The sequence below is a fragment of the Streptomyces sp. JNUCC 64 genome (assembly GCF_054484115.1).
In genome coordinates this window covers 7,039,218-7,052,148 of the sequence record NZ_CM137015.1, presented here as the reverse complement: position 1 = coordinate 7,052,148, position 12,931 = coordinate 7,039,218, and the positions used below count along the sequence as shown (strand labels likewise).

The 12,931-nt window shown below is 74.3% G+C and carries 9 protein-coding genes; 2 read left to right on the top strand and 7 right to left on the bottom strand.

Annotated elements, in window-relative coordinates; genetic code table 11:
* Positions 1-85 precede the first annotated feature (85 nt).
* Positions 86-844: a thioesterase II family protein gene (locus tag ACVWNX_RS29170; protein WP_454411172.1), complete on the top strand. Its 759-nt coding sequence runs from the start codon at positions 86-88 to the stop codon at positions 842-844.
* Positions 845-952: 108 nt separating this feature from the next.
* On the opposite strand, the gene ACVWNX_RS29165 is transcribed toward ACVWNX_RS29170, so the two are convergent.
* From ACVWNX_RS29165 to ACVWNX_RS29150, 4 genes are all read right to left on the bottom strand, one after another.
* Complete coding sequence (locus ACVWNX_RS29165; protein ID WP_454411171.1) at positions 953-1,795, bottom strand: 4'-phosphopantetheinyl transferase family protein; 843 nt, start codon at positions 1,793-1,795, stop codon at positions 953-955.
* A gap of 596 nt (positions 1,796-2,391) precedes the next feature.
* On the bottom strand, positions 2,392-3,834 hold the full coding sequence (locus tag ACVWNX_RS29160) for a flavin monoamine oxidase family protein (RefSeq protein ID WP_454411170.1): 1,443 nt from the start codon (positions 3,832-3,834) through the stop codon (positions 2,392-2,394).
* Between the two features lie 224 nt (positions 3,835-4,058).
* On the bottom strand, positions 4,059-5,666 hold the full coding sequence (locus ACVWNX_RS29155) for an MFS transporter (RefSeq protein WP_454411169.1): 1,608 nt from the start codon (positions 5,664-5,666) through the stop codon (positions 4,059-4,061).
* Positions 5,667-5,756: 90 nt separating this feature from the next.
* Positions 5,757-6,521, bottom strand: coding sequence for an SDR family oxidoreductase (locus ACVWNX_RS29150; protein ID WP_454411168.1), 765 nt, complete (start codon positions 6,519-6,521; stop codon positions 5,757-5,759).
* Positions 6,522-6,706: 185 nt separating this feature from the next.
* Here ACVWNX_RS29150 and ACVWNX_RS29145 point away from each other — a divergent pair, with 185 nt between their 5' ends.
* The gene (locus ACVWNX_RS29145) at positions 6,707-9,964 is read left to right on the top strand and encodes a BTAD domain-containing putative transcriptional regulator (RefSeq protein WP_454411167.1); all 3,258 of its coding nucleotides are present in this window, start codon (positions 6,707-6,709) and stop codon (positions 9,962-9,964) included.
* A gap of 251 nt (positions 9,965-10,215) precedes the next feature.
* On the opposite strand, the gene ACVWNX_RS29140 is transcribed toward ACVWNX_RS29145, so the two are convergent.
* From ACVWNX_RS29140 to ACVWNX_RS29130, 3 genes are read right to left on the bottom strand one after another with little or no spacing between them, the layout of a single operon-like run.
* The gene (locus tag ACVWNX_RS29140) at positions 10,216-10,983 is read right to left on the bottom strand and encodes an SDR family oxidoreductase (protein WP_454411166.1); all 768 of its coding nucleotides are present in this window, start codon (positions 10,981-10,983) and stop codon (positions 10,216-10,218) included.
* A gap of 52 nt (positions 10,984-11,035) precedes the next feature.
* Positions 11,036-11,482 carry a nitroreductase family deazaflavin-dependent oxidoreductase gene (locus ACVWNX_RS29135; protein ID WP_454411165.1) on the bottom strand — a complete coding sequence of 149 codons (447 nt, stop codon included), beginning with the start codon at positions 11,480-11,482 and terminating at the stop codon, positions 11,036-11,038.
* A gap of 20 nt (positions 11,483-11,502) precedes the next feature.
* Entirely contained in the window at positions 11,503-12,873 is a 1,371-nt protein-coding gene (locus ACVWNX_RS29130) for an FAD-dependent oxidoreductase (protein ID WP_454411164.1), read from the bottom strand.
* Positions 12,874-12,931 lie beyond the last annotated feature (58 nt).

The following is a 12,931-nucleotide window of genomic DNA, read 5'->3' as shown; positions in this document are numbered from 1 at the left end:
CGCCGGGGCCGTTCCCCCTCACAGGTGTGACCGGCCGTCCCGGCGTTCGCCGCCGGACGGCCGGTCCCGCCGGAACGGAGTGTCCATGCCGAGCCCCTGGCTCAGAAGGTTCGCCGAGCGCCCCGGTGAGGGGCCGCTGCTGGTCTGCTTCCCGCACGCGGGCGGGGCGGCCAGTGCCTACGTCCCGCTGGCCCGCGCCCTGGCGCCCCGGGTCGAGGTGCTGGCCGTCCAGTACCCGGGGCGGCAGGACCGCCGCCGGGAGGCGCCCGTCACCTCGCTCGTCCCGTTGGCCGCGCGCGTCGCGGAGGCCGTACGTGGTGAACTCGGCGCCCAGGAGCGCCCGTACGCCTTCTTCGGGCACAGCATGGGGGCGGCGCTGGCCTATGAGGCGGCCCGTGAGCTGCGCCGGTCCGGGGGGCGCAGTCCGGTGCGGCTGTTCCTGTCCGGCCGGGGCGCGCCGGGTCCGCTGCCCGGCCGGGACGACGTGGTCGCGGACGACGCGGAGCTGATCGCCCGGGTGCGGCGGCTCGGCGGGACGGCGGGCGGGGTGCTCGACGATCCCGAGCTGCTGGAGATGGTGCTGCCGGCGCTGCGGGCCGACTACCGGGTCCTCGGCGGGTACCGGTGGGTTCCGGAGCGTCCCCTGGACGTGCCGTTCACGGTGCTGGTCGGGGACGCCGACCCGGTGGTCACGGTGGAGGAGGCCCGGGGGTGGCTGGCGGAGTCGGCCGTGCCGGGCGAGTTCCGGGTGCTGCCGGGCGGTCACTTCTATCTGGACGGGCGGACGGAGGAGGTCGCCGGGGTGGTCGGGGCGGCGCTCGACGGCGTCGTCACCGTGCCCTGAACGACGGTTCCGGGAACGCGCCCCCTGGGCGGGCGGCGAAGGGGCCGGGGCGGGAACCGGTCGGTTCCCGCCCCGGCCCCTCCGGGTGACGGTTCGCCGTCCCCGTGGTCAGCCGACCGGCCGGAGGACGTCCCCGGCCGCGGGGAGCACGGTGCGGAACCGGACGCGCGCGGCGGCGAGGCGGTCGGCGGAGTGGGCGGCGTACAGGGACGGGAAGGGCAGGGCGCGCAGGGTGCCGTGCCGTTCGGTTCCGGCGGGCACCGCCACGGCGGCGGCGTGGCCGGGATGTCCGGGGACGTTGCGGACGGTCCAGCCGGACGGGCGGCGCGGGGTGTCGGGGCCGTGCCCCTCGCCGAGGTAGTCGGCGCCGGGGTCGCGGCCGAGTCCGGTGCCGAGGGCCTTGAGGTACGCCTCCTTGCGGGTCCAGAGCCGGGCGAGGGCGGGCGGCAGCGCGTGCGGTGGCAGGCCCCGCAGTTCGGCCCGTTCCCCGGGGTGCAGCGCGGGCAGCGTGGCTTCGGCGGTGGGAGCCGCGGGGACGCGTTCCACGTCGACGCCGACCGGGGCGTCCGACACCGCGACGACGGTCAGTCCGTGGCTGTGCGACAGGGAGAAGTGCAGCGGTACGGGCGACCGGTCGAGGACGGGGCGGCCGTGCGGGCCGCCGCACAGCGGGCAGGGCGCCCGGGTCAGCGTCACCCCGCCCGGCGGGAGACCGGTGTACGCGGCGAGCAGCCGGCGGAGCGCGAGGTGGGCCGCCGTGTAGCGGAGGCGGTCGAGGGGGCGGGCGAAGGAGGCGGCCCGTTCCCGTTCGCGGTCGTCGAGTCCGGCTGTCGGCGGGGGGTCCGCCGGTCCGCCGCGGTCAGGCACGAGGAGCGTCCACAGATGGAGTCCGCCGTCCTCGACGGCGAGGGCGGGCGCTTCGACGGCGAGCGCGGTCGACGGGCCGCTCATGCGGGACGGCGCGGGGCGCGGACGCCCCGGGGGTGGTGGCCGGGCGGGACGGGTGGGGCCATGGTCGTCGTCTCCTCGCTGCCCGGGGCCACGGGGCTCCGGGGGGTGTCGACTCCTGGGCCCCCAGTGTCGGGGGGTGCGGGGAAGCGGGGGATAACCGTCGGCTCACGGCCGGATCACACGGATGCCGCCCCTGGGTTCCGGGCGGGGCCGTCCGCCCTGGCCCCGAACGCCGAACGGCCGGGCCCCGAGCACCGGAGGCGGCCCGAGGGGCGGCGGGCAGGAGCCGGGGGGAGGGAGCGCGAACGAAGCGGGGAGGGGGAGGGGAAGAGACAGGGGGAACGGGTGAACAGGAAGGAAGGAAGCAGGGGAACGCGAGGAGAAGAACGGGGGGAGCGCGAGGGGAGGGATGCCGCCGGGGCCGGTCCCCCGCGCGGGAGCCGCTGGCCGGGGTCGTGGCCGGGAGCCGCGAGCGGGGGGAACTCCGGGCGGGGACCGGAGACGGGGGGGCGACGGCCGACGACCGGCGCGACCGGCACGGGGCCGGTGACCGGTGGGCCGTCACGGGTGGGGAACGGCGGCCGGCGGCGGGGCGGTCAGGGGGTCGCGACCACCACGGCGGCCTGCTCCGCGGCGCGGAACCCGGTCTCGATGGCGCCCTCGACGAACGCGCCGTTCCAGCCGGTGGCGATGTCCGCGCCCGCGAACACCATCCGGCCGTGGGGCAGTTCGATGTCCGGGAGCTGGCGCAGCAGTTGTCCGGGACGCCGCAGTCCCCAGCCGCCGAGCGAGTAGGGGTCGCTCCCCCACTGCTGGGCCCGGTGGGCCACGACCGTGGCGCCGGGGATGAAGTCGCGGACCGCGTTCTGGACGGCGGCCTGGCTCGTCACGTTCAGGGAGGGGCCGGGGAAGCCGACCATGAGGCGGCCGCCGCCGGGGAGCGTCTTCTGTGGGATGAGCATCAGCAGCGGGGAGGTCTCGGTGCCCTGTCCGTAGACCGCGTCGACGCTTCCGGCGAGGTGGATCCATATCTTGGTGCCCAGGCCCACGCCGACGCCCTCGGTGGTCGCGTCGGTGTGCACGGCGGGCAGCGCGGGAGTGAACTGGATGGTCTTCCAGAGGTTCACGGGGACGGCGACGACGACCGACTTGGCGGTGTAGAGGGTGTTGTTGACGGTCCTGACCTGGACCCCGGTGCTGGTGCTGGTGATCGACGAGACCGGCGAGTTGAGGTGCAGGGTGGCTCCGGAACCGGTGAGCATCGCGTTGAGCAGCGCGGTCATCCCGACGGTCGGCTTGAACCCCATCTGGTTGTGCCAGGCGGTGGTGGTGTAGCCGCCGAGCGCCCACCACTGGGCGAGGGCGGTCATGGCGCCGCGGGTGTTGTCGCCGCCCGCGTAGGCCGAGGTGTATCCGGCGAGCCATTTGCGGTCCAGGGCGTTCAGCCCCAGCTGGTCGATCCGGTCGGCGAAGGAGAGCGGGTCGAGTTTGGCCAGGAGGTTCCGGCGGAAGAGCGGTTCCTTGGGGCGCGGGAAGTAGGTCTGCGCGTTGTCGAAGAACTGGGTGAGCAGGGCGTTCATCTGGGTGTGGGCCTGCGCCGGGGGCAGTGAGACGAAGCCGGTGGCGGCGGGCATCACCGAGCTGGTGTTGGCCAGTTCGGGAACGGTCTGGAAGCCGTAGCGCAGTAATTCCTGGTTGATGAGCGGCTGGTCGGGGCTGACCCAGGCGCCGCCGAGTTCCACGGACTGACCGGCGAAGGTGTCGGTCCATATCCGGCCGCCTATGCGGTCGCGGGCCTCCAGGACGGTCACGGTCAGTCCCCGGGCCCGGAGTTCGCGGGCCGCGGTGCCGCCCGCGTATCCGGCGCCGACGACGATCACGTCGGAGACGTTGCTGGCACCCGCGGGGGCGGCCTGGCTGACTCCGGTGCCGACGCCCGCCGCGCTGGCGAGCGCGGTCGCGCCGCCCGCTTTGAGGACGAGGCGGCGGCTGGGGTGCGGGGCCTGTGGACGTCGGGGGGTGGAGGGTCGGAATCTCATCGGACGTGCCTTTCCGTCGTAGCTGAAAATCGACGCGGAAAACGTTTTCGTCGAACTGTTTTCCGCCAACGGAAAGCTAACCGACTCCTCTGACGTCCCGTCGGCCACGAGGTAATCGGAGGGTCTGCCTCCGACCTCGGCCGCAGCTCACAGCGGTCCCGGGCCGGTCCCCCCGGGTTCGGGGGGACCGGCCCGGGACCGGGTCGGACGGTGTGCGGGGTGGCTCAGGCGGGCTGTTCCTCCCGAGCGGGACCGGCCGCCTCCGGCACCGTCCCGGCCTCCTCCTCGGGGGCGGGCGCCGCACCGGTGGGCGCCACGTGGCGCAGCATGGTGAGCGCCAGCACGGTGAGCGCGGCGAGCAGGACCGCGCCGATCAGGGCGACGGTGTTGAAGCCGTTGGTGAACGCCTCCCGGGCGGGGACGACGACCCGGTCGGCGACGGCCGCCGGCAGTCCGTCGGTGGCGTCCAGCGCGCGGGCGAGGGTGTCGCGGCTGGCGGTGGCCACCCCCTCGGGGAGCCCGGCCGGGAGGTCGTCCGCGACACCGTTGCGGTAGACCGCGGTGCCGATGCTGCCGAGGGCGGCGATGCCGACCGCCAGACCGAAGTCGCTGCTGGTCTGCTGGAGCGCGGAGGCGGCACCCGCCTTCTCCGGGGGCGCCGAGCCCACGATGAGGGACACGCTCAGGCCCATCACCGGTCCGATGCCGGTGTAGACGAAGCCGAAGCCGACGACCACGGTGGTCACCCCGCCGTCCCCGGTACCGGCCTGGGTGAGGATGGCGTAGCCGATCGCGGAGAGGCCCAGTCCGATGGCGGTGACGTTGCCGGGGCGGATGCGCCGGGCCGCGATGGGCGCCAGCATCGAGGAGGTGATCAGCAGCGCGGCGGCGGGCAGCAGCCACAGTCCGGCGCGCAGCGGGGAGAGGTCGGCCACCATCTGGAGGTACTGGGTGACGAAGAGGTAGATGCCGCCGATCGCGAGGGCGGCGAACAGCATCACGCCGAGGGCGATGCTGAAGGCCCGGCTGCGGAAGAGGGTGAGGTCCAGCATCGGGTCGTCGAGGTGGGTCTGGCGGCGGGCGAAGACCACGCCGAAGGCGACGCCGACCACCAGGGCGATGGCGGAGCCGGGTTCGACGCCGTACTTGGCCATCTCCTTGACCCCGTAGATCGCGGGCAGGATGGCGGCGAGCGACAGCAGGACGCTGAGGACGTCGATCCGTCCGGCGTTCTCGTCCTTGTACTCGGGCAGCAGGAACGGTCCGGCGATCAGCAGCAGCACCATGACGGGGACGGCCAGCAGGAACACCGAGCCCCACCAGAACACCTCCAGCATGGCGCCGCCGACGACCGGGCCGAGGGCGATGCCGACCGAGAAGCTGGCGGCCCAGATGCCGATGGCGGTCCCGCGCTGCTTGGCGTCCTGGAACATGCTGCTGATCAGGGCGAGGGTGGAGGGCATCAGGGTGGCACCGGCGACGCCGAGCAGCGCGCGGGCGGCGATCAGCGTCCCGGCGCTGTCGGCGTAGGCGGCGAGCACCGAGGCGGTCCCGAAGGCCAGCGCACCGCCGAGCAGCAGCTTCCGTCGGCCGATCCGGTCGCCGAGGGTACCGGCGGTGACCAGGAATCCGGCGATCATGAAGGCGTAGATGTCGATGATCCACAGCATCTCGGTGCTGCTGGGGTCGAGCGCGGCGCCCAGGTGCGGGACCGCGAGGTGGAGCAGGGTGACGTCCAGGGACAGCAGGATGCTGGGGAGGGCCAGCATCGCGAGCCCCGCCCACTCCCGACGACCGGCTCTCGGGCTTCCCTCGGGACTGCTCGGTGTCATGGTTTCGGGCCTTTCCGTTCGGTTCTGTTCACGGGGACCGCCCCCGCGCTGCCCGGGGGGCGGCAGCAGCACGGGGGCGGCGTCGGGGTGTCAGTGGGCGGCGCCGGTGAGGCCCTGGGCGAACCCGCCGTCGACGGGGAACTCGACGTTGGTGCTGAAGGTGGCGTCGGCGGCCAGGAACAGCGCGGCCGCGGCGACCTCCTCGACGGTTCCGTTGCGCTTGAGCGGGGTCGCCTCGCTGCCCGACTTCTCGAACTCGCGGCGCTCCTCGTCGGTCATCCCGGCGACGCCCATGGTCGGGGTCTTGATGTAGCCGGGGGCGACGGAGTTGACGCGGATCTTGCGGGGCAGCAGCTCGGCGGCGAGCACGTGCGCGATGGCGCGGACGGCCTCCTTCGACCCGGAGTAGGCGCTCAGGCCCGGGAAGATGAGGTCGTTGGCGACCGTGGTGAAGATGATGGCGCCACCGTCGTTGAGCAGCGGCGACAGGCTCTGCACCGTGAAGAAGGCGCCCTTGGTGTTGATGGCGAAGTGCCGGTCCCAGGACTCCTCGGTCACCTCGCCGAGGGTCTGGACCTCGGCGATGCCGTGGTTGAGGAAGAGGTAGTCGACCCGGCCGAGCTTCTCCTGCGCGATGTCGGCCAGACCGCGGACGTCGGCCATGCTGGCGGCGTCGGAGCGGACGACGTGCGCGGCGTCCGACTTCAGCTCGGTGCGGGCCTCCTCGATCTTCTTCTCGTTGCGACCCGTGAACACGACCTCGGCGCCGGCGTCCAGGAGCGCCTTGACTATCGCCAGGCCCATTCCGTGCGTACCGCCCGTGACGACGGCCTTCTTACCCGCGAACTTGCTCATCTTCGACTCCTGGTCAAGTGGGAGGTGCGTTGGTGCCCGCCGGTTCCCGCCCGGCGCCGCCGGTTCTCACCGGCGCCCCCACAGAGTGCGACGGGGGTCTTGCGGCGCTCTGTCGGTGCGCTTGCGGTGGCGCTTTCAGTCCGCTGACACACCGGTCAGTGACCGGCGCGCCGTACCGTGATCCCATGCGTTTCGGGGTACTGGGTCCGTTGACCGTGCGATCGGCGGAGGGCGAACTGGCGGCGGTGCCGGAGGCAAAGGTCCGCACGTTGCTCGCCGCACTGCTGACGGTTCCGGGGGAGGCGGTCTCCGCCGACCGCCTCGTCGACCAGCTGTGGGGGGACGCCCCGCCCGGCAACCCCGTGGGGGCGCTGCAGACGCTGGTGTCGCGGCTGCGCCGGGTGCTGGCGGGTGCGGGCGGGGGCGGCACGCTGGTGCGGCGGGCCGCCGGCTACGCGCTGGAGGTCGACGGGACGGACGTGGACGCGGGCCGTTTCGTGGCGCTGACCGCGCGGGCCCGGACGGCCGGGGGCCCCCGGGAGCGGGCCGCGGCGCTGTCGGAGGCGCTGGAGCTGTGGCGGGGTCCCGCCTTCGCCGACTTCGCCGACGAGCCCTTCGCGCGCCCGGCCATCACCCGGCTGGAGGAAGCCCGGCTACTGGCCGTCGAGGAGCGGGCGGAGGCCCGGCTCGACCTGGGCGAGCACGGTCCGCTGGCCGGGGAGCTGACCGGTCTGGTGGAGCGGCACCCGCTGCGGGAGCGGCTGCGCGCGGCGCACATGCGGGCGCTGTACGGGGCGGGCCGGCCGAGCGAGGCGCTGGACAGCTTCCAGGAACTGCGGCGGCTGCTGGACGAGGAGCTGGGGCTGGAGCCGGGGCCCGGGCTGGTGGCCCTGCAACGGGAGGTGCTGCGGCAGGACCCGGTGCTGCGGGCGGCGCCCGCCCCGGCGGCGGCGCCCCGGTCGCGCGGCAACCTCCCGGTGCCGGTCACCCCGCTGGTCGGCCGCGCGGACGCGGTGGACGACGTGCGGTCCCTGGTGGAGTCGGGGCGGCTGGTGACCCTGACCGGGCCCGGCGGGGTGGGCAAGACCCGGCTGGCGACCGAGGTGGCCGCCGGGCTGCGGGAGTCGTTCGCGGACGGGGTCTGGCTGGTGGAGCTGGCGCCGCAGGCGTTCCCCGCCGCGTCGGGCGCGGAGTGCACGGAGGACGAACTGGCGGAGGTGGTGGCCGCGACCCTCGGGGTGCGGGACGACACCGGACCCGGTCCGCTGCCCGGCGGGCGTCCCCGCACCACCCTCGAACGGCTCGCCGACGCGCTGCGCGGACAGCGGCTGCTGCTGGTCCTGGACAACTGCGAGCACGTCGTGGAGGCGGCGGCGGCCCTGGTGGGGGCGCTGCTGCGGAGCGCCCCGGAGGTCCGGGTCCTCGCCACCAGCCAGGAGCCGCTGGACGTGGCCGGGGAGCGGTTGTGGCCGGTGCCGCCGCTGGACCTGCCCGGGGCGTCGGCCGGTCCGGAGGCGCTGCGCCGCTCCAGCGCGGTCCGGCTCTTCCTGGACCGGGCGGCGGCCATGTCGCCCGGCTTCGCCGTCACCGACGACAACGCCCGCTCGGTGGCGGCGATATGCCGTCGGCTGGACGGGATACCGCTCGCCCTGGAGCTGGCGTCGACCCGGGTGCGGGTGCTCGGGGTGACCGAGCTGGCCGAGCGGCTGGACGACCGGTTCCGGCTGCTGACCGGCGGTCACCGGGGCGCGCCCGCGCGGCAGCAGACGCTGCGGGCGATGATCGACTGGAGCTGGGAGCTGCTGACCGTCGCGGAACAGGCGGTGCTGCGTCGGCTCGCCGTCCACTCCGACGGCTGCACCCTGCACGCGGCGGAGGAGGTCTGCGCGGGCGACGGGGTGAAGTTCTCCGAGGTCATGGATCTGCTGACGCGGTTGGTGGACCGTTCGCTGGTGCTGGTGTCCCATGAGCCGGAGGGCCCCCGGTACCGGCTGCTGGAGTCGGTGTCGGCGTACTGTCTGGAGCGGCTGCGGGACGGGGAGCACGACCGGGTGCGGCGCGCCCACGCCCGGTACTACACGGAGCTGGCGGAGCGCGCCGACGCGCGGTTGCGGGGCCCCGACCAGCAGCGGTGGCTACGGCGGCTGGACGCGGAGAACGCCAACCTCCGGGCGGCCCTGGACAGCGCGGCCGCGGACCGCGACGGCACCCTCACCCGGCGGCTGACGCGGGCCATGGTCTGGTACTGGTTCCTGCGCGGGCGGCTGACCGAGGCCAGGCGCTGGCTGGACGTGGCGGCGCGGCGCCCGGGCGGTGAGGGGGGCCCGGCCGACGACCGGAGCGCGCACGACGCGGCGATCCGCGCGTGGCGGACCGGCATCGGGCTGCTGACCGGCGCGCCGGAGGACCGGGACCGGCACGGCGCGGACCTCCGCACCGCGTACGAGGCGATCGGGGACCCGCGCGAACGGACCCGGGCGGGCTGGTTCCTGGGGTACGCGGCGACCCGGTTCGCGGACCGGGCGGTGGGCGAGGAGCTGCTGGACCGGGTGCTGGCCGAGTCGAGGGCGCTGGGGGACCGCTGGGCGGTGGCAGCCGGGCTGAGCACCCGGGGCATGCAGGCGTACGTCTGCGGTGACCTGGCGGCCTCGCGCCGTCAGGCCCGGGAGAGCCTCGCGCTGTTCCGGGAGGTGGGCGACCGGTGGGGGCGTTCGCAGGCGATGGCGGTCCTCGGGCGGCTCGCGGAGATAGAGGGGGACTACAGGGAGGCGGACCGGTTGCACCGGGAGGGGCTGGTGATCGCGGAGGACCTGGGGTTGTGGACCGACGCGTCGACGCGCTGGTCGGAGCGGGGCCGCATCGCCCTGCTGACCGGGGACCACGAGCGGGCCGACGAGTTCCATGAGCGCGGTCGGCGGATCGCGGTGGAGCAGGGTGACCTGCCCGCCGAGGAGTTCGCCGAGATCGGGCTGGCTCTGGGGGCCCGGCGACGGGGTCGGCTCGACGTGGCGGACGGGTACCTGCGCCGCTGGCTGGCGTGGAACCGGCAGTTCGACGCGGAGTACGGAACGGCGTTGATACTGGCGGAGCTGGGGTTCGTCGCGGAGCTGCGGGGGGACGCGGAGGGCGCCCTGGAGCTGCACACGGAGGGGCTGGCGGCGGCGCGGGACACCGGCGATCCCCGGGCGGTGGCACTGGCGGTGGAGGGGCTGGCCGGGGCGCTGGCGCTGGCCGGGGACCACGAGCGGGCGGCGGAGCTGCTGGGGGTGGCGTCGGCGGAGCGGTCCTCGGTGGGCGCGCCGCTGCCGGACGCCGAACGGGGTGACGTGGACCGGGTGACGAAGGCGCTGCGCGGTTCGCTGGGCGAGGAGGGCTTCGGGACGGCGTTCGCGGCGGGCGCGGGGCGGGGGGCGGCCGGACTGGAGCGGCTGCTCCCCGGCTGACGTCCGACGGGCCGCGCTCCCCCGGTGCCCCCGGCGACGGCGACCGCACGGACCGGGCCCCCGGCGGCGGACGTCCCGTGGCGACGCCCGACGACGGGACCCGACGGACGGTCCCGCGGGTGGCGGACGCTCCGGTGACCGGGGCGGGCGGTGCCACGCCCGCCCCGGTCCGTCGTGTCCTCCCGGTCAGGGGCCGTGGCGACCGGGGCCGGTCGCCTTCCCGGCCCCGGACCGGCGGGACCGACGGGACGTCAGGCGGTGGCCGGGATGATGCCCTGTCCCAGACCGCCGTCCACGACGACCTCCGTGCCCGTGGTGAAGGTGGCCTCGAAGGCGAGGAACAGCGCGGCGGCGGCGATCTCCTCGATGGTGCCGTGCCGCTTCATCGGGCTGATCTCGTTCATCTCCTTCTCGTGGACGTCCTTCTCCAGGTCGCTCATCGCGGGGTACCCCATGGACGGCGTCTTGATCGGCCCGGGGCTCAGGGCGTTGACCCGGACGCCCCGGGGCATCAGCTCGGCGGCGAACCCCTTGGCGAAGGTGCGCAGCGCGGCCTTCGCCCCGCCGTACACGGTGATGCCCGGGTAGCCCATGTCGTCGGCGATCGAGGTGGTGAAGACCACCGCCCCGCCCTCGTTGAGCAGCGGCGCGATCCGCTGCACCGTGAAGAAGGCGCCCTTGGTGTTGGTGTCGAAGACGCGGTCGTAGCCCTCTTCGGTCACCTGGTCGAAGGGCACCAGCTCGGCGATGCCGACGTTGACGAACAGGAAGTCCACCCGGCCCAGCGTCCGGGCGACGGTGTCGCCCAGCGCCCGGACCTGGTCGAGGTCCGCGGCGTCGGAGCGGACCACATGGGCCGCCCGGCCCGCGAGGGCGGCGCGCGCCGCCTCGATGTTGGCCTCGTTGCGGCCGGTCACCACGACCTCCGCGCCCTCGTCGAGCAGGGCCTTCGCCACACCCAGGCCGATGCCGTGGGTGCCGCCCTGGATGACGGCCTTCTTGCCTGCGTACTTGGTCATGTCCCTGCTCCATCCGGTTCGGGGGGTACGGGCGGCACGGGGCGGCGGGGCGTCAGACCCGCTCCAGGACGACGATCGGGATCTCCCGCCGGGTCCTGGCCTCGTAGGTGTGGTAGACGGGGGCCAGATCGGTCATCAGCTTCCAGAGCCGCTGCCGCTCCGCCCCCTGCGCGGTGTACGCGCGGACGTTGAACTTCTCGGCGCGGACCTGGATCCGCACCTCCGGGTCGGCGACCACGTTGAGGTACCACAGGGGATGGGTGTGGGTGATGGCCGATCCCGAGGCGACCAGGACGTAGCGGCCGTCGTCCTCTCCGAAGAACAGACCCGTGCGGTAGAGCTTTCCGGAGCGGCGGCCCCGGTAGGTGAGCACCAGATTGGTCGATCCGCCCTCCATGTATCCGCTGCGGCCGTCGGTCGCGATATAGCGGCGGACGTGTTCCGTCACGGAGAGGTCGGGGCTGTCGGCAGGCTCATCCAGGGCGTCCCAAGCAGACATGCGTTTGTGCTCCTTGCTGATTACGAGAAACTGATTCCGGCCCGTTCCGCCGCACCGGAAGAACCCAGGACGCGGAGTATCAGACCGGGTTCCACCAGTGATTCCGGAGGGTCCACCAGACCGAGTACCCGCATAAACGCTCCGGCCACTTCGGAATCGTGGACCGAGGCTTCGCGGACCAAAGACATATAGGCGAGGAAGAGCCGGGTGCGCGCGGTGCGCTCCCCCTCGACCCCGGGAAAGGCGAGGTCTCCGCCGACCGCGAGTTCCCACGGGGCGTCCACGACGTCGTGCGCCAGGTCCCTCAGGTACTCCAGCGGCCGGGGCGGGTGCCCGCCGGTGACGTGACGGCGGAGGGTGAGGGCCGCGTTGGCGGCCACGGTCATGCCCTGGGCGTAGGCCGGGTTGAAGCTGCACACGCCGTCGCCGGTGACGAGCAGACCGTCCGGGAAGCGGTCGAGGCGCTCGTAGCGCCGCCGCTGGTTGGTGGGGAAGCGGTAGGCGACCGGGTCCCCGATGGGCTCCAGCCCCTGGACGGCCCGGTGGACGTCGGGCACCTGGAGCGACTCCAGGAAGCGGTCGAAGCCCTCGGGGTCGGCCGGGGGGTGGTCGCCGAGGACGCCGTAGGCGGTGACGATCACCTGGCCGTCCTCCTGGCGGGCGGCGATGGCACCGCGCGGGGTGGCGGGCGAGGAGATCACCCCGATGGATATCTCGCCGCTCTCATAGGGGTCGTCGCGGAGTTTGTACAGGCGGGAGGCGTAGCCGAGGCCGATCTTGCGGCGCTCCTCCTCGACCCGGGGGTATCCGAGCGCCTCCAGCCACAGGGGGACGCGCGAGCCGCGTCCGGTGGCGTCCACGACCAGGTCGGCCGTCAGGGTCTCCTCGCCGTCCGCGCCCTGCCGGGCGAGCCGGGCGCCGGTGATCCGGCTCCGGTCGTCCGAGGCGGCGAGGCCGACGACGTCGCGCCCCTCCAGGAAGGAGACCCCGGGCAGCGCCAGGACCCGGGAGCGCACCCGGTCCTCCAGGAAGGGGCGGGTGACGGTCAGGGTGTCGAGCCCGGTGCGCGCCCGCGCCATGCGCCGGCCGTTGACGAACCAGCGGACGTCACCGGCCATGTCGCCGACGATCCCGCCCGCGTCCACGGCCTCCCGGGTGAAGCCCGGGAACAGTTCCTCGATGACCTGCAGTCCACGGGCCTGCAGTCCGTGCACCTGCCGCCCCTGGGGGACTCCGCGCCGGGGGACGCGCACCCCGGTGAGTTCGTCGCGGTCGACCACGACCACGTCCGGATAGGCGTCCGTCAGCGCCCGTGCCGCGAACAGCCCCGCCATGCTGCCACCGAGCACGACGGCCCGGCCCTTCTTCTCCCCCGGCTCTGCTGCCTGCATTGCTGCGACTCCCTTGGGTCCTTGGGCAAGAATCACCATGAGCTGTCTTCCCGACCAA